We start from the raw sequence: 26,610 nt of genomic DNA, 5'->3' as shown, positions 1-26,610 counted from the left end.
GCCGTGCCGTCCCGAGGAGGAGACATGGGGTGGACAGCAGGGGTCGCCGGCACTCGGGGGACGGTGGCCCAGCACCTCACCGCGGACGTCCCGAGGGTCTCGCCCCACGACCGGGCAGACCTGGTGGTGTCGCGGCTGCTGGGGCATCACTTCGCGACGGTCCACGTGCTGGCGGTGCTCGACGGCGACCACCTGGCGGGTCTGGTGTCGATCGAGTCACTCCTGGCTGCACCGGCCGAGGCCGTGATGAGCGAGCTGATGGACCCCGACCCGCCCACCGTGGAGCTCGACACCCGACAGGAGCCCGCGGTCTGGCGGGCCGTGCAGCGTGGAGGAACCGTCCTGGCCGTGGTCGACCGCGGCGCCCGCTTCCAGGGCATCGTGACGCCGGCCGCCTTCGTCGCGGTCCTGCACGCCGAGCACGACGAGGACCTGGCTCGGCTGGGTGGCTTCGCCCACTCGACCGCGACCGCGCTGGCCGCCACCTTGGAACCGGTGGCGCGCCGTCTGCGCCATCGCCTCCCATGGCTCGTCGTGGGCCTGGCGGGTGCCCTGCTCGCCGCGGGAGTCGTCGGCGGGTTCGAGGACACGCTGCGTCAGCAGGTCCTCATCGCCTACTTCCTCCCCGGAGTCGTCTACCTCGCCGACGCCGTGGGAACCCAGACCGAGGCCCTGGCCATCCGCGGCCTGTCGCTGGGTGTCGGCATCCGCCGCTTCGCCCGACGCGAGCTGGAGTCCGGGGTGGCCCTGGGGCTGGTGCTCGGTGCGGTGGCCCTGTGCATGGTCGCCACCATCTGGGGTGACGCAGGCGTCGGCCTGGCCGTCGGCCTGGCCATCGTGGCGGCCTCGAGCATCGCCACCGTGGTCGCGCTGGCGCTGCCCTGGGTCTTCCACCGCTTCGGCTCGGACCCGGCCTTCGGCTCCGGTCCGCTGGCGACCGTGATCCAGGACGTCCTGTCGGTGACGATCTACTTCGCGATCGCCGCGCAGGTCGCGGTGTGAGACAACGACCCCGCCTCGACGTCCGTGGCCTCGCGCCCGGAGTCTCCGCGATGCGGGGCTACCACCGAGACCTGCTGCGAGGGGACCTGGTGGCGGGCGTGACGATCGCGGCCTACCTGGTCCCGCAGGTGATGGCGTATGCCGCGGTGGCGGGTCTCCCACCTGTGGCCGGCCTGTGGGCGGCCATGGCCGCGTTGTCGGTGTATGCCGTCCTCGGCTCCTCCCCCCAGCTGTCCGTGGGTCCCGAGTCCACCACCGCGTTGATGACGGCCGTCGCCCTCGGCACCCTGGGCCTGCAGGACGCGCAGGAGTACGCCGCTCGCGCAGCGACCCTGGCCGTGCTGGTCGGGGCCATCTGCGTGATGGGCTGGGTGCTGCGTCTGGGCTTCGTCGCGGAGGCCCTCTCCCGACCGGTGCTCGACGGGTACATGGGCGGGATCGCTGCTCTCATGATGGTGAGCCAGATCGGCAACCTCACCCGGTTGGACGTCCCCGAGGGCAGTGTCCTGGACCAGGTCGCCTTCGCCCTGCGGCACGTGGGCGACATCCACGCACCCACCGGGATCCTGGCCCTGACCCTGCTCGGCCTGGTGTTCCTCGCGGGCTGGCAGGCCCCGCGACTGCCCGGGCCGCTGCTGCTCATCGTGCTCGCCGCCGGAGCCGTCGCCCTCCTCGACCTCACCGGGCGCGGCGTCGCCGTCGTGGGCCCGGTCGCGTCAGCGCTTCCCGAGCTCGAGGTGCCGCACCTGGGGGTGGACGACGTCACCCTGCTGCTCCCCGCGGCCCTGGGCGTGGCCCTGGTCGGGTTCACCGACAACGTCCTCACCGCCCGGGCGTTCGCGACGCGCCGCGGTGACGTCGTCGACAACAACCAGGAGCTGTTGGCGCTGGGTGCCGCCAACCTTGCAGCCGGCGCAGTGCGCGGGTTCCCGGTGAGCAGCAGCGGCAGCCGCACGGCCATCGGTGCGGCGGCCGGGAGCCGGACCCAGCTCCACTCCGTCGCGACGACGATCACCGTCCTCCTGGCGGTGACCCTCGCCGGACCGGTGCTCGCCGTCGTGCCGGCCGCTGCCCTGGGTGCCGTCGTGGTGTACGCCGCCACTCGGCTCGTCGACGTCGCCGACGTGCGGCGTCTGGCCCGCTTCCGGCGCACCGAGCTGTGGCTGTCCCTCGCGACCTTCCTCGGCGTCGTGCTGCTCGGCCCGCTGACGGGTGTCCTGGTCGCTGTCGGGCTCTCGGTCCTGGATCTCCTGCACCGGGTGGCCCGGCCGCACGACGGGGTCCTCGCGTTCGTCCCGGGGGTGGCCGGCATGCACGACGTCGCCGACTACCCCGTGGCGCAGCCCGTGACCGGCTTGGTCGTCTACCGCTACGACTCGCCCCTGTTCTTCGCCAACGCCCAGGACTTCGTGCGGCGCGCCCTTCGCGCCGTCGACACCTCCCCGACACCCGTGGAGTGGCTGGTCCTCAATGCCGAGGCGAACGTGACCATCGACATCACCGCCCTGGACGCCCTGAACGACCTCCACCACGAGCTGCAGCGCCGGGACATCGTGCTGGGCCTGGCCCGGGTCAAGCAGGAGCTGCGCATCGACCTGGTGCGCGACGGGTTCGTCGAGCGGATCGGTGCCGACCGGGTCTTCATGACCCTGCCGACCGCCGTCGAGGCCTATGCCGCCTGGTACCGCGAGCGACACGGGACACTGCCCCCGGGGCTGCGTGACGGCACCGGGCCCGGTGCGCCCTGAGCCGTGGCGCAGACCCTGGCTCAGGGGCCGAGGACGACCTTCTCGCCGAGGCGCGGGACGACGACGGAGCAGTCGAAGGCATCGCGGATCCGGGCGGCCAGGGCGGCACTCGCGTCGGGTTCACCGTGGACGAGGTAGACGCACTCGGGTTCTGCCGGCATGGCCTGCAACCAGTCCAGGAGGTCCTCGCTGTCGGCGTGGACGGAGAACCCGCCGTCGTCCACGACCTCGGCGCGGACGCGGACGTACTCGCCCAGGAGCTTGACCTCCCTGGCGCCCTCCACCAGGGCCCAGCCCCGGGTCCCGACGGCCTGGTAACCCGTCAGGACCACGCAGTTGCGCGGGTGGGGCAGCAGCTCGCGCAGGTGGTGGATCACCCGTCCGCCGGTGGCCATCCCTGAGGCGGACACGATGATGCACGGCCTACCCGGGTTGTTCAGGGCCTTGGACTCGTCGGACGTGCGTGCCGTGCGGAGGTCGCGAAGGGCGGCCAGCTCACCGAGTCCGTCGCCGACGAGCTCATCGGCGGACTCGGGGCGCGAGTACACCTCCAGGGCGCGCAGAGCCATGGGGCTGTCGACGTAGACCGGGACGTCGGGGATGGCCCCCTGCTCGCGCAGCCGGGCCAAGGCCAGGAGGACGAGCTCGGTGCGGTCGACGGCGAAGGCCGGGATGACCACGGAGCCGCCGCGGTTGATCGTGCGTCGGACGGCGTCGGCGAGGATCTCGTGCGCGTCGTCGGCCGCGTGGGGATGGGTGCGGTCGCCGTAGGTCGACTCCATCACCACGTACTGCGCCTGGGGTGGGGCTGCGCGCGGCTTGAGCAGCGGGTGCGCTCGGCGACCGAGATCCCCCGAGAACAAGGTGGTGGCACCACCGACGTCGACCAGCGCGCAGGCCGAGCCGAGGATGTGGCCGGCCCGGCTCAGCGTGACCGTGCCCCCCGAGGTGAGCGTGAAGGGCTCCTCGTACGCCTGGGACCTGAAGAGGCGAACGGCCCTCGCCGCGTCGCCGACGGTGTACAGGGGCAGGGGCGGGTTGTGCCGCGACCTGCCCTCGGCGGCCTGCCGAGCGTCTTCCTCCTGCAGGTGGGCGCTGTCGAGCAGCACGATCTCGGCCAGGGCGGCGGTGGAGTCGGTCGCCCAGATCGGCCCCCTGTACCCCTGTCGCACCAACGCCGGGAGGTAACCGCAGTGATCCAGGTGCGCGTGGGTCACCACGACGTCGTCGAGCCCCCGGACCGACAGGTCCCGCCGGTCCCAGTTGAGGCGGCGCCACCGCCGCTCACCCTGGTAGAGCCCGCAGTCGACCAGGGTCCCGGCGCGCCCGTCCTGGATCAGGAAGGCACTACCGGTGACGGTCCCTGCAGCACCGAGGAAGGTCAGGGTCGTGGTCACGGGTCCTCCGATGTGCGTCCGACTGCCTCACTGCCATGGTGTGCGCGAGACGACCGATCGTGAAGGGACCAAGTGCCCTGTGCGTCAGGATGGGCGCATGCGAGCGGTGGTCATCGACAGCGTCCGAGCCCAGCCAGAGGTCAGGGAGGTGGAGGCCCCCTTCGCCCCCGACGGTGGGGTGGTCGTGCAGGTCGAGGCGACCGGGGTCTGCCGCAGCGACTGGCACGCCTGGGCCGGGCACGACGACATCGCCTGGCCGCACGTGCCCGGCCACGAGCTGGCGGGTGTCGTCAGCGAGGTCGGCGCGGGCGTGGAGCGGTGGCGGGTCGGCGACCGGGTGACGGTGCCCTTCGTCTGCGGGTGCGGCCGGTGCGAGTGGTGCGCCGCTGGCGAGGCGCAGGTGTGCCCCGACCAGGAGCAGCCCGGCTTCACGCACTGGGGCTCGTTCGCCGAGCGGGTCGCGCTGCACGCCGCCGACACCAACCTCGTCGCGATCCCGCAGGGCATCGACTTCGCGACGGCAGCCAGCCTCGGGTGCCGCTTCGCCACCGCCTACCGCGCCCTCGTCGCCCGCGCCGCAGTGGCGAAGGGAGAGTGGGTCACCGTCGTCGGGGCCGGCGGCGTCGGGCTGAGTGCCGTGATGATCGCCCGCGCCCTCGGGGCCCGGGTCGTCGCGGTCGACCGCAATCCCGAGGCGCTCGGTCTCGCGACGGATCTCGGTGCAGAGCACGTCGTCCTCGCCGACGGCCGGGACGTCGGCGCAGCGGTCACGGCTCTCACCGGCGGTGGGAGCCACGTCGCGGTCGACGCGGTGGGCAGCGAGCAGACCTGCGCCGCCGCGATCCACAGCCTGCGGCGGCGCGGCCGGCACGTGCAGGTCGGCCTGCTGCCACCGGTCGACGGGCACCCCCGGGTGCCGATGGCGCGCGTCATCGGGTGGGAGCTCGACCTGCTCGGGAGCCACGGCATGGCCGCTGTCGACTACCCGGGCATGCTCGCGCTCATCGAGTCGGGAGCGCTCCAGCCCCAGCGGCTCGTCGAGCGGACCATCGGTCTCGAGGAGGCCGCGGCGCTGCTGCCCGGCTTCGACACCGCACCAGTCGCGGGCATGACGATCGTCGCCCCTGGGCGCTCCCTTCGCTGCCTGACGCCCGGCCGGAGCCCGGCCGGGTAACCTGAACGTCGTTCACTGAACGACGTTCACCGAAGGGGCGCCATGACCACCACGTTCGACCAGCTCGCCGACCGGATCCTCGAGGGAGGCCGGGCCACCGAGGCCGACGCGCTCGCCGTGCTGCGCACGGACGACACCGAGGTCATGGCCGCGGTCGTGGCCGCGGCCCGGCTGCGCCGCGAGCACTTCGGCAACACCGTCAAGGTCAACTACCTCGTCAACCTCAAGTCGGGGCTGTGCCCGGAGAACTGCAGCTACTGCTCCCAGGCCCTCGGCTCGCAGGCGCCGATCCTCACGTACTCGTGGCTGTCGACCGACGAGGCCATCGACCAGGCCGCCGCCGGGCTGCGCGGCGGCGCGACCCGCGTGTGCCTGGTCGCCTCCGGGCGCGGCCCCTCGGACCGGGACGTCGACCGGGTCGTCGCGATGACCGAGGCGCTCAAGGAGGCCAACGAGGGCGTCGAGGTGTGCGCCTGCCTCGGACTGCTCAAGGACGGACAGGCCGAGCGGCTGCGCACTGCGGGAGTCGACGCCTACAACCACAACATCAACACCGCCGAGTCCCACCACGACGCCGTCGTCCAGACGCACACCTACGAGGACCGGGTCGACACGATCGGCAGGGCGACGTCCGCCGGCCTCTCCCCCTGCTCCGGGCTCATCGCCGGTCTCGGCGAGAGCGACGAACAGCTCGTCGAGGCGCTCTTCGCGCTGCGGGACCTCGATGTGGACTCGATCCCGGTGAACTTCCTCATGCCCTTCGACGGCACTCCCTTGGCGGACACCTGGGAGCTCACCCCCCTTCGCTGCCTGCGGATCCTCACGATGGCCCGCTTCGTGGCCCCCGACAGGGAGGTGCGGATCGCCGGCGGCCGCGAGATGCACCTGCGGTCGTTGCAGGCGGTCGCGCTGCAGGTGGCCAACTCGATCTTCCTCGGCGACTACCTGACCTCCGAGGGCCAGGCCGCGCAGGCCGACCTCGAGATGCTCGCCGACAACGGCTTCGTCGTCCTCGGCGCCGAGCACGGCACGTCCGGCGCCGGCGCCGACCCGACCATCCGCCGCCGTGGCGCGGGCACCGAGGCCCCGGCGAACGCGTGAGCACGACTGTGGCCCGGCCCGTGGCGGGCCGGGTCCGGGGCGCGGCAGCTAGACGTGCCAGGTCACGCCGGTCGCCGTGATGGTGCAGGCCAGGTCGCGGGCATGGACCCGCGTGTGGTGGCGCTCGCACAGCAGGGCCGCGTTGCCGATGTCGGTGCCCCCTCCCAGGGACCAGTACTGCACGTGGTGGGCGTCGGACCAGTGGGCGGGCATGGTGCACCCGGGGAAGGTGCACCCGCCGTCACGGAGGTACAGGGCGCGCTTCTGGCCCGGGGTGAAGAAGCGTGCCGCGCGGCCCAGCTCCAAGGGTTCGCTGTCGGTGCCCAGCAGGGCCGGGATGATCCCGCCCTCGCAGGCCAGCCGGCGCACCGCGGACGGGGGCAGGACCTGCCCCGTGGCGGTGGACCCGCCGGCATGACCCCCGAAGGCCGTGGTCGGCAGGTCCTGACCACAGGCACCGCAGCGGCCCTGCGCGAGGTGGGCCGTCAGGGCGGCCAGGCTGATCGTGACGACGACCCTGGCCTTGTCGCCGGGGGGCGTTCCCACCGGGGCCGAGACACCCCGCTCGACGACCGCGAGCAACGCGTCGGCGCGACGCCTGGCCGGGGAGCGGTCGTCCGGCTCGCCCTCGGGGCCCTTGACGGGGGCGGACAGCGCGGCGACTGCCGCGTCGATGATCGCGGCGCCCTCCGGGTCCAGGACGAGCTTGTACCGGGTCATGCCGCACGCATCCGTGTGCGAGGTGAGGGAGCGCGACGCCTTGTGCCGCTCGTCGTCCTCACCCAGGTCCTTGTCGGGACGCAGCATCCGGGTGGTCATCGTGATGGCCGCGGCCAGCTTCTTCTCGTCGAGGCCCGAGACCCGCTGCGGGGTGCGTCCGTCCGGGCCCGTGGCGACGAGCCCGTCGCGGGCCTCGCCCAGGAGGAGCCCCAGGTCCGCGTCGAGGAGGTCGCGGTCGGCCACTCGCCGCACACCCTCCTCGAATCGCACCAGCTGGTCGGCCTTGCCCAGCGGCAGGTCTCCCGCCTCGAAGGCCGCCACGACGCCTGCGATCCCGGCGTCACCGGTGGGCTCCGGGGCCATGCCCGCGCTCGGGTCGCTCACCCCGCTGCCAGCCCGCAGGCCGGTCGTCGCCACGCGCACCACCGACGACACGTGCCGGGACTCGGGGCGCGGGGCGTGCCGCCCCTCGCTGACGCCCACCCAGTCGTGGACCGACCACGAGGTCTGCGTCGGCAGCCCCCGGGAGATGCCCTCGCGCACCAGCGCGACCTCGGCCACGGCCAGCAGCTGCCTCGCCCGGCCCAGCGCCGCCAGCCCGTCGGTGACCTCGGCGTCGGGCAGCTGCCACACCCTGTCGACGTCGGTGTCGAGCAACGGGCGCAGCGCGTCCCGCAGGACCGGGTCCGGTCCCGGGTCCGCGTCACGCACCGTCGCCTCTGACATGCATCGATCGTATGTTCGACCACCGACAGCGGTCGGGAGCGTTGGGGTGCTGTGGACGGGCGCTGGGTCGGGTGGGGGTCTGGGGATGGTGGCCCTTCGAGACGGTTGCTGCGCAACCTCCTCAGGGAGCGTGGGTCGGGGTGCGCAACCTCCTCAGGGAGCGTGCCCCCGGGTGGCCCTCAGGGAGCGGGGGCGAGTTCGGGGAAAGGCACCCCGGTGAGCTCCTCCGAGACCTCCCACAGCCGGCGCATCACCTCCGGGTCCCGCGACCCGCGGGAGGAGCCGACCGCCACCGGACGGCCACGGAACTCGCGGAACCCGCTCGGGCCGTAGTACTCGCCGCCGACCGCGGCCGGGTCGGTCGCGGCGCGCAGGATCGGCAGGGCCCCCTTCGCCGCGCTCTGCCCGACGAGCACGTTGCCTGCCGCGACCAGCGGACGGGCCGGGGCGGGCAGGTACCGGGCCAGGGCGGTCCGGGAGAGCCCGGGGTGCGCGGCGAGCGCGATCGTCCCCGCCCCAGCCTCGGACAACCGCCGCTGCAGCTCATGGGTGAAGAGCAGGTTGGCCAGCTTCGAGCGCCCGTAGGCGCCCATCGGGTCGTAGCCCCGCTCGGACTGCAGGTCGTCGACGTCCAGACGACCGCCCCCGAACCGGTGCGCGAGGCTCGACACCGTCACCACGCGCGACCCCGGCGTCACCAGCAGTCGCTCGAGCAGGAGCGCGGTGAGCGCGAAGTGGCCCAGGTGGTTCGTGCCGACCTGCAGCTCGAAACCGTCCGCCGTCACTCCCCGCGGGGTCATCATCACCCCCGCGTTGTTGACGAGCAGGTCGATCCGCTCGTGCCGGTCGCGGACCTCCCGCGCGGCCACGCGCACCGAGTCCAGCGACGACAGGTCCAGGCGCACGACCTGCGCGCGCTCGAGATCGGCGGCGACGGCCTCCCCCTTCGCCGTGTCCCGGCAGGCGAGGACGACGTGCGCGCCCCGCGCGGCGAGCTCACGGGCGGTGACGGCGCCCAGCCCCGAGCTGGCCCCGGTGACCACCACGGTCCGGCCGGTCTGGTCGGGCATGCGGTCGAGGGACCAGGCGTCGCGGGTGCGTGTCATGGGGCCAGCCTGCCAGTCACACTGGACCCGCCCCGTGCGTCAGTGGGCTGAGGCACGGCGACGAGGGGCTCGCGCCGCAGGCGAGGGTCACGGCGGACGCGGCCGCGATCGCCACCGGCACCCCGGAGCGGATCGACGGGCGAAGGGAGATCGCCGTGCTCGATCGAAGGGGGCGTGGTGCGGGGCATCACCTTCCGCGCCGACCTCGAGGTGCTCGGTCGCGTCACCCGGCGGGAGGACCTGCGCCGCCGGCCGGTCACATCCGCGCTCCCCCGGTCGTCACCACCACGAGAGACCCCACCACGAGAGGACCGACGATGAAGAAGCGGTGGCTGCGCCCCCGCAAGGCGCTCGGCTGGTACAACGCGACGAAGCAGACCTTCGCCGAGCTGCCGGAGGACTGACGGGCAGGTCTACGGTGACGCCATGACGAACCCGCAGGGGGCGTCGGGGCACACCGTCCTGCAGCTCCCGGTCCCACCGCTGGAGGCCTGGGTCGTCGAGCGCACCGCCCACCACGACGCCGGGTTCGTCTCCACGGACCCGGCGTTCGGCCACGCGCACATCACGGCGCTGGCCCCCTTCGCCCCGGCGCCGACCCCGCACCAGCTCGCCACGGTCGCCGCGATCGCGGCCCGGACGGCGCCGATCACGGTGCGGCTCGACGAGATCGACCAGTTCCCCGACGGCATCATCCACCTGCGCCCCGAGCCGGACGCCCCGCTGCGCGCCCTCACGGCGGCCCTCGCCACTGCCTTCCCCGCGTTCCCTCCCTACGAAGGGAGGTTCGGTCGCGTCCCCGTCCCGCACCTCACCCTCGACGCGGCCCGCGACGGAGTCTCGATCGCCTCCACCCGACGTTCGCTCGGCCACCTGCTGCCGGCCGCCTGCACGCTCGCCGAGCTGCAGCTGGCCTGGTGGGAGAGCGGCCGCTGCCACGTCGTGGAGCGCTGGGACCTGGAGGGCTTCCCCCCTTCGTCCTGATCTTGTAGTCTATGACTATGAGACTAGAGGTCACCCGAAGAGCGGAGCTGGCCGTGCAGGCCGTCGGGCTGCTCGCCCCGGCCGGCACCCGCCTCAAGGCACCCGAGCTCGCCGAGGCCCTCGGCGCGACCCCGGGGTTCGTCGCCCAGGTGGTCGGCCCGCTCGTCAAGGCCGGGTGGGTGCGCTCCACCCCCGGCCCGACCGGCGGCTACTCGCTCACCGACGACGCGAGCGGGGTGAGCGTGCTCGAGGTCATCGAGGCCATCGACGGCCCGACGACCACCGGGCGGTGCGTGGCCGAGGACCGCGCGTGCACACTCGGCCGCACCTGCGTCCTCCACGAGGCGTGGAGCCGCGCCCGGACCACGCTGACCGACATCCTCGCCGCCACCCCGGCGACCGCACCCCACCCCTGACCACCCGGCACCACCACCACGAAGGGATCTCGCCATGGCCGTCATGACCACCACCACCCTGGGTGACCTCGTCACCGAGGACCCGCGCCGCAGCCGCGTGCTCGAGCAGCTCGGCCTCGACTACTGCTGCAACGGAGACCGCCCCCTCGACGAGGCGGCCCGCGCGGCCGGCCTGGACCCGGCGGACGTCAGCGTGCGCCTCGACCTGCCCGGCGAGCCCCCCGTGATGGTCGCCAAGGACCTCGCGCTGTCGGCGCTCGCGCACGACATCGTCGACACCCACCACGCGTACCTGTGGGAGGAGATGCCGCGCCTCACCGCGCTCGTCGACAAGGTGGTCGGCGTCCACGGCGAGCGCCACCCCGAGCTCGCCCGCGTGCAGGAGACCTACACCCGCGTGGTCACCGAGATCGAGCCGCACCTGACCCGCGAGGAGCGGGTGGTCTTCCCGGCGATCAGCCGCCTGGAGAAGACGCGGGCTCCGGTCACCGTCGCCTCCGGCGACCTCGGTGAGCTCGTGCAGCAGCTCGTCGACGAGCACGACGTCGTCGGGGACCTGCTCGCGGAGCTGCGCGACCTCACCGGCGGGTTCACGCCGCCGCCGGACGGCTGCAACTCCTACCGCGCCATGCTCGCCGGCCTCGAGGAGCTGGAGCAGGACCTGCACGCGCACGTGCACAAGGAGAACAACATCCTCTTCCCCCGGGTGCGCGCGCTCCACGACCAGGTCTCCGCGGCGTGACGCCCGACGCCGGCCGGTCGGCCGCACCCGAGACGAGCGAGTGGATGCGCATCGTCGCGGAGGACCCGAACCACTCGCAGTGGTACATCGACCGCTTCCGCGCGATGGCCGCCCGGGGCGACGACCTCGACGGCGAGGCCCGGCTCGTCGACGCGATGGCCACCCGCGGCGCCCGCATCCTCGACGCCGGGTGCGGGCCCGGCCGGGTCGGCGGCCGCCTCCACGAGCTGGGCCACGACGTCACCGGGGCCGATGTCGACCCCGCCCTCATCGCCGCGGCGCAGGAGGACCACCCCGGCCCGAGGTGGGTCGTCAGCGACCTGGCCACCCTCGACCTGCGCGACGACGAGGGGCGCAGGACTCCCTTCGACCTCGTCGTGTGCGCGGGCAATGTCATGACCTTCCTCGCACCGAGCACCCGACGGTCGGTGCTCGCCGGCTTCGTCGACCACCTCGCCGAGGGCGGACGCGCGGTCGTCGGCTTCGGGACCGACCGGGGCTACGACCTCGACGACTTCGTCGCGGACGCGGCAGCAGCGGGCCTCCAGGAGCAGGTGCGCCTCGGCGGGTGGGCGCTCGAGCCGTGGACGCCCACGACCGGGTTCGTCGTGAGCATCCTGCAGCCGCTCAGCCCAGGAGGCTGACGCCCGGTCCCTCCAGGTCGGGCAGCGCGGCGGACCGGCCCGAGATGACCATGAGCAGCGCGAGCGCGGGGCCGCGCACCTCGGGCCCGTCGCCGATGGACAGGTCCAGGTCGGTGGCGTGCAGGGTGACCCGCTCGGCGCGCTGCCGGCCACCGCCCAGCCCCTGCGAGACCCGCGCCTGGTAGCGCAGCGCCCGCTCGACGGCCTCGGCGGAGTAGTCGTGCCAGATCCCGAGCGGCCGCCGGATGTCCTCGCCGTGGAGCACCTCCTCGACCAGCCGGCTGTCGACGGGAGCCGGCGGGCCGGTCCGCCGCGCCGCGACCTCACGCAGCCCGCTGAGCGTCTCGCGGGGGGTGACGCCCCGGTGACGCTCCATGCCCCGCTGGTTCTGCCGGTCGAAGTCGCCGCGCGCCCGCACCATCGCCCACACCACCCCGAAGGGGGTCGCCCGCGCGTTGTCGACGAGGTGGGCCGCGACGTCGTGGACGCTCCAGCCCTCGCAGAGCGAGGGCTGGAGCCACTGCTCCTCGGTGAGTCGCTCGAGGTCGTCGGCGAGGGCGGCCCGCTCGGCGTGGACCAGTTCCCAGACATCGGTCATGGTCAGGCGACCGGCCGTCCCTGCAGGACGCGCCAGGTGTAGACCTGCGCGATCGTGAGCAGCGGGGTCACGACGAGCATGCCGAGGCCGCAGGTGCAGATCGCCAGGATGACGAGGCCGAGGGCGACGAGGAGCAGCAGCAGGTTCTCCGCCAGGTGGTCCTTGACGAAGGTGAAGCTGGCCCCGATGGCGTCGGTGGCCGAGCGCCCCTCCAGCACGGCGACATTGGTGTAGTAGAGCAGGAACATCGCGACGAGGCCGGGGAGGATGCACAGCACCACACCGATCGTCGTGGCGAGCCACACCAGCAGACCGGCCAGGAGCGCCTGCCCCCACGGGATCCGGCTGAACATCTCGCCGAACGAGGTCCGGCCCGTGTCGACGACGTCGAGCGCACCGCGCAGCAGCGCCAGGCCGAGCGCCCAGGAGACGAAGCCGGTGAGGAAGCTGCCGACCACGTTGGCCAGCTGCATCTGCACGAAGTTGTCGGGCAGCCCCGTCTGCGGGTCGACGGCCTCCGCACTGCTGAGGACGCTGCCGGTGAGCGCGAGGTTGATCAGCATGTTCAGGCCGATGCCGACGGCGAGGACGATCGCCGTCACCCCGAGGAAGGGGCCGAGGTTCTGCGTGAACTTGGTCCATGCGTACTTCACGGCCTCGATCGGGCTGTACTGGCGCGGCGCCGACCCGCCCGGCGGCGGCATCGCGCCACCACCGTAGGGCGGCTGCCCGCCGTAAGGGGGCTGACCACCGTAAGGGGGCTGACCGCCGTAGGGCGGTTGCCCGGGCGGCGGCGGCTGGTGGGGCGGCGGGGGCGGCTGATAGCTCATGGGCACACCCAACCGACATTTCCGGGGAACGGCAAGCACATCGACGGGGGAGGTCTCCCCCTTCGTGCGCACGTCGCCACACCCGTGCGAACCGGTGAGATCGCTCACACGGCGGACCCCGGCCGAAACCGCGGACGGGCCCGTGGTCATGGGCTTTGCGGCGGTTTTCACATGTTTGGCGCCATTAGCCTTCGCCGCGCCCCCGGGTTACCTTGCGCCCAGCCACACCCACAACACCACACCGGAAGGAAGGCATGCCGACGCAGCCGCCCCTGGGCATCGCGACCATCATCCTGCTGCTCCTCCTCTTCTACGGACTGACCATGGTCATGTCGATGAGGATCAGCCGAGGCAAGGAGAACGCCGACGAGTACATGACAGCCGGGCACAACATCGGCTTCGGCATCTCGGCGGCCTCGATGACCGCGACCTGGATCTGGGCGTCGTCGATGTACGCGTCCGTGACCTCCGGCTACACGTACGGCATCTCCGGGCCCATCCACTACGGGCTGTGGGGGGCGCTGATGATCCTCTTCATCTACCCCTTCGGCCGACGGATCCGCCGGGTCGCGCCCCACGCGCACACCCTCGCCGAGGTCATGCGCGCCCGGCACGGCCGCTCCAGCCAGCTGATGCTCGCGATCTCCAACGTGCTCGGCAGCGTCATCTCGCTGATGTCCAACTTCATCGCGGGCGGCGCCCTCATCTCGATGCTCTCTCCGATGAGCTTCATCCAGGGCGTGCTGATGATCGCCGCCGGCGTGCTGCTGTACACCGTCTGGTCCGGGTTCCGCGCGTCCGTCCTCACGGACTTCGCGCAGGTCGTCGCGATGCTGCTCTCGGTCGTCGTCCTCGTGCCGGCCTTCTTCTTCGTCCTCGGCGGCCCCGACCTGCTGCGCGAGGGCGCCGGCAACCTCACCCAGCAGCAGTCGAGCTTCTTCTCCTCCGAGGCCTTCCTCGGCCAGGGCGCCCCGTACATCGCGGCCGTCCTCGCCTACGCCATCGGCAACCAGACGATCGCCCAGCGCCTCTTCGCGGTGCGCGAGGACCTCATCAAGCCGACCTTCATCACGGCGACCATCGGGTACGGCGCGACGATCATCGGCATCGGCATGATGGGAGTGCTCGCCCTCTACGCCGGCATCACCCCGGCCGGCGGCGACCCCAACAACCTGCTGCCGCAGCTGGCCGCCTCGCACCTCGCGACGCCGCTCATCGTCATCTTCTTCGTCATGATCATCGGCTCGCTCTCCTCGACCGCCGACTCCGACCTCGCCGCCCTGTCGTCGATCGTCATGACCGACATCTACGGGGAGCGGGCCCGCCGCGGCGGTACCGTCAACCCGGCGACGATGCTGCTCATCGGGCGCCTGACGATGGTGGTCGCGACGGTCGCCGCGGTGCTCTTCGCCGCGCTCGAGCTCAACATCCTCGACCTGCTCGTCTTCGTCGGTGCGATGTGGGGCTGCCTCGTCTTCCCCGTCATCGCCTCCTTCTACTGGACCCGGGTCACCAACTCGGCCTTCACCGTCTCCGTGCTCGTCGCCTTCGTCGTCTTCCTCCCGGTCCGCTTCTCCTGGCTGCCGCAGTCCGGGGCGCTCGACCTCGCGATCGACGTCATCGGCGTCATCGGCGCCGGGATCGTCATCGGGCTCATGGCCTTCGGCTTCTTCGGGGCCCGGGCCGGGATCACGATCGGGACGGTCTTCGCGGTGGGGGTCGCCCCCTTCGCCATCGGGGTCATCTCGCAGCACCCGGCCCTGTCCGGGTCGCTCAGCGCCTATGCCGTCTCGACGATCGTCTGCGTCGTCATGTCGCTGCTGTCGCGGCAGGCGCCCTTCGACTTCGCGCTCATCGCGGGTCGCACGAGCGACTTCACCGACGACGAGGTCGCGACCGAGCACGACGACCCCGACCTCCAGCCCGCCCGCGCCTGACCTCTGGGAGCCCGCATGTCCATCACCGCACTCACCGCCTACATCCTCGTCTGGCCCGTCGTCGTGGCCGTCGTCCTCACCGTCATCTGCGTCGCCTTCTACAGGGCGTGGCGGGCGGCCAGGGACGAGGGACGCGACATCATCTGACGGGTCACCGGCCCCCGCGTCGGGTATGACAGGACCATGCGACGCAGCAGCCCCGACGAGCCCGGCATCCGCCGGCGACGCGCCGGACGGGGGTTCACGTACGTCCACCCCGACGGGCGCCGGGTCGGCGCCGAGGTACGCGCCCGCATCGAGGACCTCGTCATCCCTCCTGCCTGGCAGGACGTGTGGATCTGCACCGACCCCGACGCCCACCTCCTGGCCACCGGCGTCGACGCCGCCGGCCGGACTCAGTACCTGTACCACCCGCGGTGGCGCGAGCAGCAGGACCGGGACAAGTTCGACCGGGTCCTCACCCTCGCACCGGCCCTGCCCACCCTGCGTCGTGCCGTGCGCGCCGACCTGCGGTCACCGGGGCTGACCCGCGCCCGCGTCACCGGCCTGGCCCTGTGGTTGCTCGACACCGGCCGGCTGCGGGTCGGGTCGACCGCGTACGAGGCGGAGCACGGGTCGCACGGGGCCACCACACTGCTCACCGAGCACCTCCACGACCGCGGCGACGGCGTCCTCCTCGAGTTCCCGGCGAAGGGGGGCCAGGCCGCCTCGGTCGCGGTGCAGGACGAGGACGTGACCCGGACCCTGCGCGGCCTGCGCCGCGCCGGTCGTCGCGGCGAGCACCTCATGCGCTACCGCGAAGGGGGCGAGCGCCACGACCTCGCCCCACGCCACGTCACCGACCGGTTCGTCGAGCTCGTCGGCGAGGAGCACACGGTCAAGGACCTGCGCACGTGGGCGGCGACCGTCACCGCCGCAGAGGCCCTGGCGCGCGCCGCCCGCGGCGGTGGCGACCCCGACGACATCGAGCGCGCGGCGTTGCAGGCCGCCGCGGACTCGCTCGGTGACACCCTCACGGTCGCCCGCGACAGCTACGTCGACCCACGCGTCCTAGCGGCGCACCGCGCGGGGCGCCACGTCCGGCCCACGCGGGGCCAGCCGCTCGAGCACAGCGACACCGTGCGGCGACGGGTCGAGCGCGAGCTCGTGGCGCTGCTCAGGGCGACCTGACACGCGCGGGCACCCCTGCGGTGGCGCATGATCGGTGCAGGACGGGGTAGGCAGGGGGCATGTCCCGCGCTGCGACCGGTGCGCCATGATCGAGGGCTGGCCCCTGGGTCTGGGCTGGCTGATGCTCATCGGCCTCGTCTGCCTGCTCGCGTATGTCGTGCTCCGGGAGCGACGATGACGCGACGGACGGTCGTGGCGACGACGATCGGGGTGGTGCTCGCGCTCACCGGCTGCGTCACCCCGGCGTTCGACTCGGGGGCCTTCCGGCAGAACGCCCGTGGCGCCGTCGGCTCGGGGCTCTCCGAGACCGCGACCGCCGAGCTCGTCGTCCGGCAGGTCCTCCAGGACCGCGTGACCGACGCCGTCGCGGACACGAGCCTGAGCGGCTGCGAGGACGCCATCGGGCCCATCGAGGACAGCTTCGGCAAGGTGCAACCCCCGCACAGGCGGGACGACCCCCTTCGCTCCGACGTGCTGAGCGCCCTCGGTGACGCGGACGAGGCGATCGCCGACGCCCGCATCGCCGCCCGCCGGCACGACACGAGCGGTCTGCGGCAGGCGCTGCACGACCTCGAGGCGACGGTACGGAAGTTCGAGAAGCTCGAGCAGGACGTCGGATGAAGAAGGCCCTCGCCCTCCTCCTCGGCCTGCTGACCGCGATCGGCGGCTTCGTCGACATCGGTGACATCGTGACCGCCGGCGTCGTCGGCTCGCGCTTCGGCCTGTCGCTCGCCTGGGTCCTCGTGGTCGGCACCTTCAGCATCTGCGTCTTCGCCGAGATGAGCGGCCGGGTCGCGGCCGTGAGTGGACGGCCGACCTTCGACCTCATCCGCGAGCGCCTCGGGCCACGGGTCGGGCTGCTCAACCTCGTCGGCTCCATCGCCGTCACCCTGCTGACCTTCATCGCCGAGATCGGTGGCGTCGCGCTCGCACTGCAGCTCGCGACGAGCGTCAACCCCTACCTGTGGATCCCCGTCGTCGCCGCCGCGCTCTGGTTGGTGTTCTGGCGGGTGAAGTTCTCCGCGCTCGAGGACACCTTCGGGCTCGGCGGCCTGGCCCTCGTCGTCTTCGCCGTCGCCGTCTGGCAGCTCTCGCCGGACTGGTCGCAGATGTGGCACGAGGCGTCGACGGCGACGATGCCGCAGCCGGAGGGGATCCCGACCTACTGGTACTACGCGGTGGCGATCTTCGGCGCGACCATGACGCCCTACGAGGTCTTCTTCTTCTCCTCCGGCGGCGTCGAGGAGGGGTGGACGCGCAAGGACATCCCCACGATGCGCGCCAACGTCTTCCTCGGCTTCCCCCTGGGCGCGGTGCTCTCGGTCGCGATCACCGCGTCGGCGGCCATCGTCTTCCTCCCCCTGTCGATCGAGGTCGGCGAGCTGAGCCAGACGGTGCTGCCCGTCGGCATGGCGCTGGGCAAGATCGGTATCGCCATCGCCCTGCTCGGCCTCTTCGCCGCCACCTTCGGCGCGGCCTGCGAGACGGGTCTGTCGGTGGGCTACAGCGTCTGCCAGTACTTCGGCTGGCAGTGGGGCAAGTACGCCGAGCCGCTGCACGCCACCCGGTTCCACACGATCCTGCTCCTGCTGTGCATCCTCGGCCCGGGCGTGCTGCTCACGACCGTCGACCCGATCATGGTCACGGAGTACTCGGTCGTCTTCAGCGCCGTCGCCCTGCCGCTCACGTACATCCCCATCCTCATCGTCGCCAACGACCGCACGTACATGGGCGACCGGGTCAACGGGTGGTTGGCCAACGTGTGCGGCACCGCCGTGCTCGTCCCCGTGCTCGTCGCGTCCGCGGCCGCCGTGCCGCTGATGCTCATCACCCGGGTGGGGCAGTGACATGACCATCCACGCCTTCCACGACAGCCTCGTCAAGCGCCTGCTCGACCACCAGGTCGTCGACCGCGAGGGCCGCCTCCTCGGCAAGGTCGACGACCTCGCCCTGCGCGAGGACGGCGACGGGCTCGTCGTCGAGGGCCTGCTCATCGGCCCCGGCGCGCTCGCACCGCGCTACCCCGGCGTGCTCGGTCGCTGGGGCTGGGCGATCTGGCGACGGCTCAACCACCCCGACGACCCCGGCGTCGTCCTCGTCCCCTGGCGCGAGATCACCGACCTGGGCTCGGCGATCCAGGTGGTGGACCGGGCCGGCGCCGAGCTGCTCGCCTCCTTCGGCCTCGAGCGGTGGTTGCGTCGCCACCTCATCGGCCGCATCCCGGGGGCGAAGGGGGACGGCGACCAGTTCGACGACGACTCGCCATGGTCGGGGGGCCGGCACGGCCCGATCCCGCAGCGGGGCAGCGACGGCGACGTGCACCGCATGACCGAGCTCTTCGCCATGGCCGTCATCGACGAGGGCCACGAGGCGGGCCGGCACATCACGGACCTGGAGGCGCGGACCGCCTTCGTCGGGTCCGGCCCGCGCCTCACGCGGGTGCTCGTGGGGCCGCGCGTCGTGGGCTCGAGCCTGGGCTACTCCTCGGAGGATCAGGACGGGCCGCGGGTGATCCGCTGGATCATCGACGCCGTGCACCGGGAGGCGCACTGGCACGACGTCGCCGACCTGGCCGAGATCTCGTGGTCGCAGGGGCGGGTGCGGCTGCGCGGGGAGGCCGGCGGGCACGGGGACGGTTGAGGGCCGCCCGGGCGGGTAGCGGTAGCGGACCCGATGCCACTCGATGCCCCAGGAGGCACCCATGAAGGCCGTGACCTGGCAGTCCCCCGAGACCCTCGAGGTCATCGACGTCCCCGACCCGCGGATCGAGGAGCCGACCGACGCGATCGTGCGCGTCACGTCCACGGCGATCTGCGGCTCCGACCTGCACCTGTACGGAGTGCTCGCCCCCTACCTCCAGCCGGGGGACGTCCTCGGCCACGAGGCGATGGGCATCGTCGAGGAGGTCGGCCCCGACGCCGGCGACCTCCGGGTCGGCGACCGCGTCGTCGTCCCCTTCAACATCTCCTGCGGGGACTGCTGGATGTGCCGCCGCGGGCTGCAGTCGCAGTGCGAGACGACGCAGGTGCGCGACCAGGGCAAGGGGGCGGCGCTCTTCGGCTACTCGAGCCTCTACGGCTCCGTCCCCGGTGGCCAGGCCGAGCTCCTGCGCGTCCCCCAGGCGCAGTACGGACCGGTGCGGCTGCCGGAGAGCGGGTCCGACGAGCGCTACCTCTACCTCTCCGACGTGCTGCCCACCTCGTGGCAGGCGGCGCGGTACGCCGACGTCGGCGAGGGGGACACCGTCGTCGTCATGGGGCTCGGCCCGATCGGGCAGATGACCGCACGGGCCGCGCGGCTGCAGGGCGCCGAGCGCGTCATCGGCGTCGACCTCGTCGACGAGCGCCTCGCGATGGCCGCGGCCCATGACATGGAGACGATCGACATCCGGACCGTCGACGACCTCCCTTCGGCCGTCCGTGAGATCACCGACGGCCGGGGTGCCGACCGTGTCATCGACGCCGTCGGGATGGAGGCGCACGGCAACCCGATCGCCGAGCGGGTCATCGGTGCAACGAGCCGGATGCCGAAGCCGTTGGCCCGCAAGGCCATCGAGACGATCGGCATCGACCGCCTCAAGGTGCTGCACCAGTGCTTCGACATCGTCCGGCGCGGCGGCACGGTCTCGCTGAGCGGCGTCTACGGCGGCATGGCCGACCCGATGCCGCTCATGCGGATGTTCGACAAGCAGGTCACGGTGCGCATGGGCCAGGCCAATGTCCGGCGCTGGAGCGACGAGCTGCTCGAGATGGTGACCCGTGAGGAGGACGTCTTCGACGTCGAGGGCCTGGCGACGCATCGCGTGCCGCTCTCGCACGCCCCGGAGGCCTACCGCACGTTCCGCGACAAGGAGGACGGCTGCATCAAGGTGGTGCTCTCCCCCTGACGCGCACCACACTGGGGAGATGACCGCGCCGACGCGCCCCGCGCAGGAGCGGTGACCCGTGCGGCGGGTCACCGCGCTCGGCGCCGCCGCCGTCGCCCTCCTCGCCGGCTGCGGCTCGCCCGCACCCACCTGGGAGCCGGTCGCGCTCCCCGGCCCCGGTCGGGTCGTCACCCTCACCGGTACGCCCGAGGGCGTGCTCGTCGGGCGCTACGACGAGGACGACACCGAGCGCACCTCGATCCACCTGCTGCGGCCCGACGGCACGACCCGGGCCGTCGGGATGCAGACGCGCTGGGAGTGGGCCGGTCGTGAGGCCGAGCTGCTCACCGTGGCCTCCGGCGAAGGGGGCACCGTCGCCGTCGGCGGCCATCGCGCCGGCGCGCACGGCAACGTGCGGTGGACCATCTGGAGCGGCGACACCCGGCGGGTGGTCGAGCAGCCGCAGCGGTTCGAGACCTTCGGCGGGTGGGACGCGGGCGGGCTCGTCGGGGCCGCGGTCGGCCCACGCGGACCCGTGGTGCTCGGCAGCTGGGTCAGCGCGAGCAAGCACGGCAGCGACGTGGCGGTGTGGACCCGGTCGGGTGACCGCTGGTCGCAGCCGCGCGACGCCGGGGCGGACCTGCGGGCCTCGGACGCCCGGCAGCCCTCCCCCGGCGCGGTGACCGCCGTGCCCGGTGGCTACCTCGCGGTCGGGTGGGTCACCGAGCTCGAGCCGGCGATCCGCGACGTCGCGGTCCTGTGGACGGCGAGCGCGCCCGCCGGACCGTGGCGGGAGGTGCGCTTCCCCGAGGACGACGCAGGGGTCGAGCGGCCGACTGCGGTCTCGTGCGCCGTGGACCACTGCGCCGCGGCCGGTCGCCGCGACGACGACGTCGTCGTGTGGCGGGTGCCGCTCGGCGAGGGCCTGCCGACGCGCGTCGCGCCGCCCGAGCTGGTGGCGGCCGACGTGCTGACCTCCCAGTCCCCGACCATCGCCGTCGTCGCCGGGTCGGTGGACACCGTGGCGCACAGCGACGGCGGCACGACCCACGTCGCGCAGCTCCACGAGGACGCCTCTGCCGCGAACCTGCCCGGTCGGCTGGTCGGCCTGGCCGCGCAACCCGACGGTCGGGTCGTCGTGGCGACCACCGACGAGGGGGCGGGGAGCAGGGGCTGGCGCTCGCCCCCTTCGCCCCGAGCGTGGGCACAGGAGGACAGCGACGGAGCCAGCATCTATGTTAGGTAAGCCTAACTAAGGATTCCCTAACTTCGAGGAGCTCCGTGAAGTCCCTGCTGACGCACGACACCGCTGACGACTACCGCGCCGGGATGTCCCGGGTCACCGACCTCGTGGCCCGGCACCTGGCCACGAACGCCCCCTCGAGCGGCGCAACCGTCGCCGACCTCTCCCCCGCTGTGGACGCCATCGACCTCGACCGGCCTGCAGCTGACCTGGACGCTGCCCTCCAAGAGGTCACCGACCTGTACCTGCGCGACGCGATCTGGTTCCACCACCCCTCCTACGTCGCGCACCTCAACTGCCCGGTCGCACTGCCGGCGGTGCTCGCGGAGGGGATCATCGCGGCGGTCAACACCTCGGTCGACACCTGGGACCAGAGCGCCGGCGGCACCCTCATCGAGCAGCGACTCGTGCGGTGGACGGCGGAGCGGATCGGCTTCGGGGACGAGGCCGACGGCGTCTTCACGAGTGGCGGCACGCAGTCCAACCTCCAGGGCCTGCTCCTGGCGCGGGGCGAGGCGCAGCGTCGAGCCGAGGCGCAGGGCGCGACCCCCCGCCTGCGCGTCCTCGCCACCGGTCACAGCCACTTCAGCGTCATCAAGGCGGCCCGGGTCATGGGGATGCACCCGGACGACGTCATCGCCGTACCGACCGGCGCGAGCGGCCGCATGTCCCTCACGGCCCTGCGCAGCGAGCTCGAGCGCATGGGCATGCGCGGCGAGCGCGCGATGGCGATCGTCGCGACCGCCGGCACGACCGACCTCGGCGCCATCGACCCGATCCCGGGCATCGCCGAGCTCGCCGCCGAGCACGACGCCTGGCTGCACGTCGACGCCGCCTACGGGGGCGGGCTGCTCGCCTCCCTTCGTCGTCGGGACCTGCTCACGGGCATCGAGCGCGCGGACTCGGTGACCGTGGACTTCCACAAGACCTTCTTCCAGCCCGTGAGCTCCAGCGCGATCATCGTCCGTGACAGGGCGACGCTCGCCCACGTCACCCACCACGCGGACTACCTCAACCCAGCCACCGCCGTGACGCCCAACCAGGTCGACAAGTCGCTGCAGACGACGCGCCGATTCGACGCCCTCAAGCTGTGGATGACCCTGCGCGTCACCGGCGCCGACGCCGTCGGCGAGATGTTCGACGAGGTCATCGACCGCGCGCACGAGGTGTGGTCGGTGCTCGTCGCCGACGACCGCTTCGAGGTCGCCGCCGAGCCGATGCTCAGCACCGTCGTGCTGCGGTACCGCCCGCCGCGGCTGGACCCGCAGGACGCCGACTCGCTCAACCCCCGCATCCGGCACGCCCTGCTCGACCGGGGCGACGTCATGGTCGCGGGCACGACGATCGACGCCCGGGCGTGGTTGAAGCTCACCCTGCTCAACCCGCAGACCACCCTGGCCCACCTGCGCGGGATCCTCGAGGCGATCGCCGCCACCGGTGAGCTGCTGGTGGCAGAGGACGCGCTGGACGAGGGCCGGCTCCCGGCGCTGGAGGTGGCGCGATGAGCCGGGTGCACGACCTCGTCGGCATCGGCCTCGGGCCCTTCAACCTCGGGCTCGCCGCGCTGATCCACGACCTGCCGGACGTCGACGGCGTCTTCCTCGAGTCCCGCGGCGAGTTCTCGTGGCACCCCGGGATGTTGCTCGAGGGCGCCACGATCCAGGTGCCCTTCATGGCCGACCTGGTGACGATGGCCGATCCGACCTCGCGCTTCAGCTTCCTCAACCACCTCAAGGCGGTCGGACGGCTCTACCCCTTCTACATCCGCGAGGACTTCAACCCCTTGCGCGCCGAGTACGACCAGTACTGCCGGTGGGTCGCCGACCAGCTCGAGACGATCCGCTGGGGCCACGAGGTGACCGCGGTCGAGCGCGACACCGACGGGGTCTACACCGTCACCGCCCGGCGCGGGGACGGGACGCTCATCCCGCTTCGCGCCCGGCACATCGTCCTGGGTATCGGCACGGAGCCGGCCGTCCCGCCCGTCACCGAAGGCCTCGGCGGACCCGTGACCCACTCCGGGGGCTATCTCGACGCGCGAGCAGCGTTGCAGGACAAGGAGAGCATCACGGTCATCGGCAGCGGGCAGTCCGCCGCCGAGATCTACCTCGACCTGCTCGAGGGCTGCATGGCCCACGGCTACCACCTGACGTGGATCACGCGCTCCCCGCGGTTCTTCCCCATGGAGTACACCAAGCTCACGCTCGAGATGACCTCGCCCGAGTACGCCCGGTACTTCCGCGGTCTGCCCATGGCGCGCCGCGACGTCCTCACGCGTGAGCAGCGCAACCTCCACAAGGGCATCAGCGGTGACCTCGTCGACGTCATCTACGACACGCTCTACCGGCTGCGCGTCGAGACCGGAGGTCCCGTGCCCACCACCCTGCTGTCCAGCAGCGAGCTGCAAGAGGCCAGCTGGGACGAGGACCAAGGGAGGTACCGCCTGGTCGTGCACCACGAGGAGCAGGAGGCGGCGGTGCACGTCACGAGCGCAGGCCTGGTCCTCGCGACCGGCTACCGCCCGCGGACACCGCACTTCCTCGCGCCCGTCGAGGACCGCATCCGGCGCGACGCCCGGGACCGCTACGACACCGGCGACGACTACAGCGTCGACGTCGACAGGAGGATCTTCGTGCAGAACGCGGAGGAGCACACCCATTCCGTCCTCGCCCCCGACCTCGGCATGGGCGCTCACCGCAACTCGGTGATCGTCAACGCGGTCGCGAGACGCGAGGTGTACCCGGTGGAGGAGCGGATCGCCTTCCAGCACTTCGGGGTCCACGAGATCGAGTCACCAGTGGTCGAGCGTGCGCGGCTCGTCGAGGTGGGCCGATGACGACCTGGCACCATCTCTCCCCGATCGGACGGATCACCATCGAGCCGGTCGTCCCGGCCGAGCACGGCGCGCTGCTGCACACGTGGGTCACGCACCCGCGGTCCGCCTTCTGGGGCATGCAGGGATCGACGCGCGCGGAGTCACGGGCAGCCTTCGACGAGATCGACGCCGACGTCCACCACGACGCCTGGCTCGGTCGGGTCGACGACGAGCCCGTTTTCCTCACCGAGACCTACGACCCCGCGCACAGCGCACTCGCCGCGCACTACCCCGTCGCCGCGGGCGACCTCGGCATGCACGTGCTCGTCGCACCGACCGGCACCCCGGTGCGTGGGCTGACCTCGCAGGTCTTCCGCGCGGTCATGCACTTCTGCTTCCGCCACCCCGCGACCACGCGCGTCGTCGTCGAGCCGGACGCGCGCAACCATCCGATCCACTCGAAGAACGCCGCCGCCGGGTTCGTCGTCGACCGGCGGATCTCGTTGCCGGACAAGGAGGCCCTGCTGAGCTTCTGCACGGCCGTGGACTTCGCGACGAGCCGGCTCGAAGGCGGCGGGGGCCTCCCTTCGCCCGACGTCGCCCACTTGCAGCCAGAGGTGATGGCGCGTGCCCACCGCCACGTCGCGGCCAAGGCGATCGGTGAGTTCGCCCACGAGCGGCTGCTCGCTCCCGAGTCGACCGGTGACGGGCGCTGGACGATCGCGGCGGGAGACGCCCGTTACACCTTCGCCGCGACCCGGCACGCGCTCGAGCACTGGCGGGTCGATCCGACGAGCCTGGAGCGGAGCCTCGACGGCGAGCCGACCGAGGTCGACGCCCTGACGGTCGTCTCCGACCTGCACGAGGACCTCGGTACCCCCGACCACCTGCGCTCGACCTACCTCGAGGAGCTCAGCGGGACCCTCGCGAGCCTGGCCCACAAGTGGCACCACGAGCAGCACACCAGCCGCGAGCTGGTCGGCGCCGACTTCCAGACGATCGAGGGCGCGATGACCGAGGGGCACCCTGCCTTCGTCGCCAACAACGGCCGGATCGGGTTCTCCGCGACCGACCACGCGGCCTACTCCCCCGAGGCCGGATCCGAGGTACGTCTCGTGTGGGTCGCGGTCCGCCGCAGCGTCGCCCATCTCGCCCTCGCCGACGGCGTGACCGAGGCGGACCTCTACGACGGTGAGCTGGACGAGGCGGACCGGGCGCGCTTCTCCCTCCACCTCGAGACGCTGGGTCTGGAGCCGGCGGACTACCTCTACCTGCCCGTCCACCCCTGGCAGTGGGACCACAAGCTCGCGGTGACGTTCGCAGCGGACCTCGCGCGGCGCGACGTCGTCCACCTCGGCCCGAGCACCGACCGGTACCGGGCGCAGCAGTCGATCCGGACGTTCTTCAACACCGACCGACCGGAGCGGCACTACGTCAAGACCGCGCTGGCCATCCAGAACATGGGCTTCCTACGCGGGCTGTCGTCGCACTACATGGCCGCGACGCCCGCGATCAACGACTGGGTGGCGCGGATCGTCGCGGGTGACCCAGACCTCGCCGACTGCGGATTCCGCGTGCTGCGCGAGGTCGCGGCGATCGGCTACACGGGCGACGCGTACCACCAGCTCGGGGCCCCCAACCCGCACACCAAGATGGTCGCCGCGCTGTGGCGCGAGTCGCCCGTCCCGAAGCTCGGCGTGGGACAACGTCTCCAGTCCTTCACGGGTCTGCTGCACCGCGACTCCGACGGCGGCGCGCTCATCACCGAGCTGATCTCGGCCAGCCCGATCGGCGCCACCGAGTGGGTCCGCCGGATGCTCCGGGCCTACCTGCGGCCCGTCGTGCACTGCCTGGGGGTGCACGACCTGGCCTTCATGCCGCACGGCGAGAACGTCATCCTCGTGCTCGAGGACCATGTGCCCACCGGCATCTTCATGAAGGACATCGGTGAGGAGGTCGTCGTCATGTCCGACCGACCGCTGCCCGCAGACGTCGAGCGGATCCGGCACGTCCTCGACCCGCAGGTGCAGTCGCTGTCGGTGCTCACGGACGTCCTGGACGGGGTGCTGCGCTTCATCGCCGAGATCCTCACCGACGACGGTGTGCTCCCGGGCAACCAGTTCTGGTCGCTCGTCGCGGAGTGCATCGCCGAGCACGCGGAGGAGCACCCCCGGGCCGCGCGCCTGGACCTTCTGCGCGCGAGCTTCGAGCACTCGTGCCTCAACCGGTTGCAGCTGCGCAACACCCTGCAGATGGTCGACCTGACCGACCCGGAGGGCTCCCTCATCCGCGTCGGCGACCTGGCCAACCCGCTGCACCCCCCCAGAGCGATGCAGGGTTCGGGGTCCGACGAAGGGGACGTGGCCGGATGAGCCGACACCGGCGCGGGCTG

24 protein-coding genes are annotated in these 26,610 nt (G+C 72.5%); 19 read left to right on the top strand and 5 right to left on the bottom strand.

Annotation, left to right across the window (positions count from 1 at the left end):
• Positions 1-24 precede the first annotated feature (24 nt).
• Together V3C34_RS03080 and V3C34_RS03075 are read left to right on the top strand one after the other, a co-directional pair.
• Positions 25-1,002 carry a magnesium transporter gene (locus V3C34_RS03080; RefSeq protein WP_068327266.1) on the top strand — a complete coding sequence of 326 codons (978 nt, stop codon included), beginning with the start codon at positions 25-27 and terminating at the stop codon, positions 1,000-1,002.
• Positions 999-2,750 carry a SulP family inorganic anion transporter gene (locus V3C34_RS03075; protein WP_255218325.1) on the top strand — a complete coding sequence of 584 codons (1,752 nt, stop codon included), beginning with the start codon at positions 999-1,001 and terminating at the stop codon, positions 2,748-2,750. The genes V3C34_RS03080 and V3C34_RS03075 overlap by 4 nt, the downstream gene beginning before the upstream one ends.
• 20 nt (positions 2,751-2,770) lie before the next feature.
• On the opposite strand, the gene V3C34_RS03070 is transcribed toward V3C34_RS03075, so the two are convergent.
• A complete protein-coding gene (locus V3C34_RS03070) occupies positions 2,771-4,147 on the bottom strand; it encodes an MBL fold metallo-hydrolase RNA specificity domain-containing protein (RefSeq protein ID WP_169702002.1) in 1,377 nt (458 codons plus the stop codon).
• 97 nt (positions 4,148-4,244) lie between these two features.
• On the opposite strand from V3C34_RS03070, the gene V3C34_RS03065 reads away from it, so the two are divergent.
• Both V3C34_RS03065 and bioB read left to right on the top strand, forming a co-directional pair.
• Complete coding sequence (locus tag V3C34_RS03065) at positions 4,245-5,321, top strand: zinc-binding dehydrogenase (protein WP_346008036.1); 1,077 nt, start codon at positions 4,245-4,247, stop codon at positions 5,319-5,321.
• 42 nt (positions 5,322-5,363) lie between these two features.
• Entirely contained in the window at positions 5,364-6,422 is a 1,059-nt protein-coding gene (gene bioB, locus V3C34_RS03060) for a biotin synthase BioB (protein WP_345913358.1), read from the top strand.
• A gap of 48 nt (positions 6,423-6,470) precedes the next feature.
• Here bioB and V3C34_RS03055 read toward each other — a convergent pair whose 3' ends face one another.
• Together V3C34_RS03055 and V3C34_RS03050 are read right to left on the bottom strand one after the other, a co-directional pair.
• On the bottom strand, positions 6,471-7,868 hold the full coding sequence (locus V3C34_RS03055; RefSeq protein WP_068425143.1) for an HNH endonuclease signature motif containing protein: 1,398 nt from the start codon (positions 7,866-7,868) through the stop codon (positions 6,471-6,473).
• Between the two features lie 179 nt (positions 7,869-8,047).
• Entirely contained in the window at positions 8,048-8,974 is a 927-nt protein-coding gene (locus V3C34_RS03050; protein ID WP_346008035.1) for an oxidoreductase, read from the bottom strand.
• Between the two features lie 426 nt (positions 8,975-9,400).
• Between V3C34_RS03050 and V3C34_RS03045 the strand changes: the two genes are divergently transcribed.
• From V3C34_RS03045 to V3C34_RS03030, 4 genes are read left to right on the top strand one after another with little or no spacing between them, the layout of a single operon-like run.
• Entirely contained in the window at positions 9,401-9,958 is a 558-nt protein-coding gene (locus tag V3C34_RS03045) for a 2'-5' RNA ligase family protein (protein WP_346008034.1), read from the top strand.
• Positions 9,959-9,975: 17 nt separating this feature from the next.
• Positions 9,976-10,374: an RrF2 family transcriptional regulator gene (locus V3C34_RS03040; RefSeq protein WP_068327292.1), complete on the top strand. Its 399-nt coding sequence runs from the start codon at positions 9,976-9,978 to the stop codon at positions 10,372-10,374.
• 43 nt (positions 10,375-10,417) lie between these two features.
• Positions 10,418-11,116, top strand: coding sequence for an iron-sulfur cluster repair di-iron protein (ric, locus tag V3C34_RS03035; protein ID WP_345913371.1), 699 nt, complete (start codon positions 10,418-10,420; stop codon positions 11,114-11,116).
• Positions 11,113-11,760 (top strand): class I SAM-dependent methyltransferase, encoded by a 648-nt coding sequence (locus V3C34_RS03030; protein ID WP_428832196.1) that lies wholly within the window; start codon positions 11,113-11,115, stop codon positions 11,758-11,760. The genes ric and V3C34_RS03030 overlap by 4 nt, the downstream gene beginning before the upstream one ends.
• Here V3C34_RS03030 and V3C34_RS03025 read toward each other — a convergent pair.
• Positions 11,744-12,358, bottom strand: a complete 615-nt coding sequence (locus V3C34_RS03025) for a maleylpyruvate isomerase family mycothiol-dependent enzyme (RefSeq protein ID WP_068327299.1) — start codon at positions 12,356-12,358, stop codon at positions 11,744-11,746. The genes V3C34_RS03030 and V3C34_RS03025 overlap by 17 nt on opposite strands.
• Positions 12,359-12,360: 2 nt before the next feature.
• On the bottom strand, positions 12,361-13,062 hold the full coding sequence (locus V3C34_RS03020; protein ID WP_346008033.1) for a hypothetical protein: 702 nt from the start codon (positions 13,060-13,062) through the stop codon (positions 12,361-12,363).
• A 380-nt stretch (positions 13,063-13,442) separates the two neighbouring features.
• Here V3C34_RS03020 and V3C34_RS03015 point away from each other — a divergent pair, with 380 nt between their 5' ends.
• The 11 genes from V3C34_RS03015 (at position 13,443) to V3C34_RS02965 (ending at position 26,590) form a co-directional block, all read left to right on the top strand.
• Positions 13,443-15,125: a sodium:solute symporter family protein gene (locus V3C34_RS03015; protein WP_346008032.1), complete on the top strand. Its 1,683-nt coding sequence runs from the start codon at positions 13,443-13,445 to the stop codon at positions 15,123-15,125.
• Between the two features lie 15 nt (positions 15,126-15,140).
• Positions 15,141-15,272 (top strand): putative transporter small subunit, encoded by a 132-nt coding sequence (locus tag V3C34_RS03010; protein WP_211596828.1) that lies wholly within the window; start codon positions 15,141-15,143, stop codon positions 15,270-15,272.
• 36 nt (positions 15,273-15,308) lie between these two features.
• Positions 15,309-16,295: a DNA topoisomerase IB gene (locus V3C34_RS03005; protein ID WP_338539022.1), complete on the top strand. Its 987-nt coding sequence runs from the start codon at positions 15,309-15,311 to the stop codon at positions 16,293-16,295.
• Between the two features lie 174 nt (positions 16,296-16,469).
• Complete coding sequence (locus V3C34_RS03000) at positions 16,470-16,916, top strand: hypothetical protein (protein ID WP_346008031.1); 447 nt, start codon at positions 16,470-16,472, stop codon at positions 16,914-16,916.
• Positions 16,913-18,142: an NRAMP family divalent metal transporter gene (locus tag V3C34_RS02995; RefSeq protein ID WP_068327314.1), complete on the top strand. Its 1,230-nt coding sequence runs from the start codon at positions 16,913-16,915 to the stop codon at positions 18,140-18,142. The genes V3C34_RS03000 and V3C34_RS02995 overlap by 4 nt, the downstream gene beginning before the upstream one ends.
• A gap of 1 nt (position 18,143) precedes the next feature.
• Positions 18,144-18,935 carry a hypothetical protein gene (locus tag V3C34_RS02990; protein WP_346008030.1) on the top strand — a complete coding sequence of 264 codons (792 nt, stop codon included), beginning with the start codon at positions 18,144-18,146 and terminating at the stop codon, positions 18,933-18,935.
• A gap of 61 nt (positions 18,936-18,996) precedes the next feature.
• The gene (locus V3C34_RS02985) at positions 18,997-20,181 is read left to right on the top strand and encodes a zinc-dependent alcohol dehydrogenase (RefSeq protein ID WP_338539024.1); all 1,185 of its coding nucleotides are present in this window, start codon (positions 18,997-18,999) and stop codon (positions 20,179-20,181) included.
• A gap of 58 nt (positions 20,182-20,239) precedes the next feature.
• Complete coding sequence (locus V3C34_RS02980) at positions 20,240-21,406, top strand: hypothetical protein (protein ID WP_346008029.1); 1,167 nt, start codon at positions 20,240-20,242, stop codon at positions 21,404-21,406.
• 35 nt (positions 21,407-21,441) lie between these two features.
• Positions 21,442-22,908 (top strand): aspartate aminotransferase family protein, encoded by a 1,467-nt coding sequence (locus tag V3C34_RS02975; protein WP_346008028.1) that lies wholly within the window; start codon positions 21,442-21,444, stop codon positions 22,906-22,908.
• Positions 22,905-24,239 (top strand): lysine N(6)-hydroxylase/L-ornithine N(5)-oxygenase family protein, encoded by a 1,335-nt coding sequence (locus V3C34_RS02970; RefSeq protein ID WP_068327325.1) that lies wholly within the window; start codon positions 22,905-22,907, stop codon positions 24,237-24,239. The genes V3C34_RS02975 and V3C34_RS02970 overlap by 4 nt, the downstream gene beginning before the upstream one ends.
• Positions 24,236-26,590: a GNAT family N-acetyltransferase gene (locus V3C34_RS02965; protein ID WP_346008027.1), complete on the top strand. Its 2,355-nt coding sequence runs from the start codon at positions 24,236-24,238 to the stop codon at positions 26,588-26,590. Before V3C34_RS02970 ends, V3C34_RS02965 begins: the two co-directional genes overlap by 4 nt.
• Positions 26,591-26,610 lie beyond the last annotated feature (20 nt).

Origin of the sequence: Janibacter terrae (genome assembly GCF_039636765.1) — a bacterium.
GTDB lineage: Bacteria > Actinomycetota > Actinomycetes > Actinomycetales > Dermatophilaceae > Janibacter > Janibacter terrae.
The sequence above is the reverse complement of the archived record's forward strand: the minus strand, read 5'-3'. Positions and strand labels throughout refer to the sequence as shown.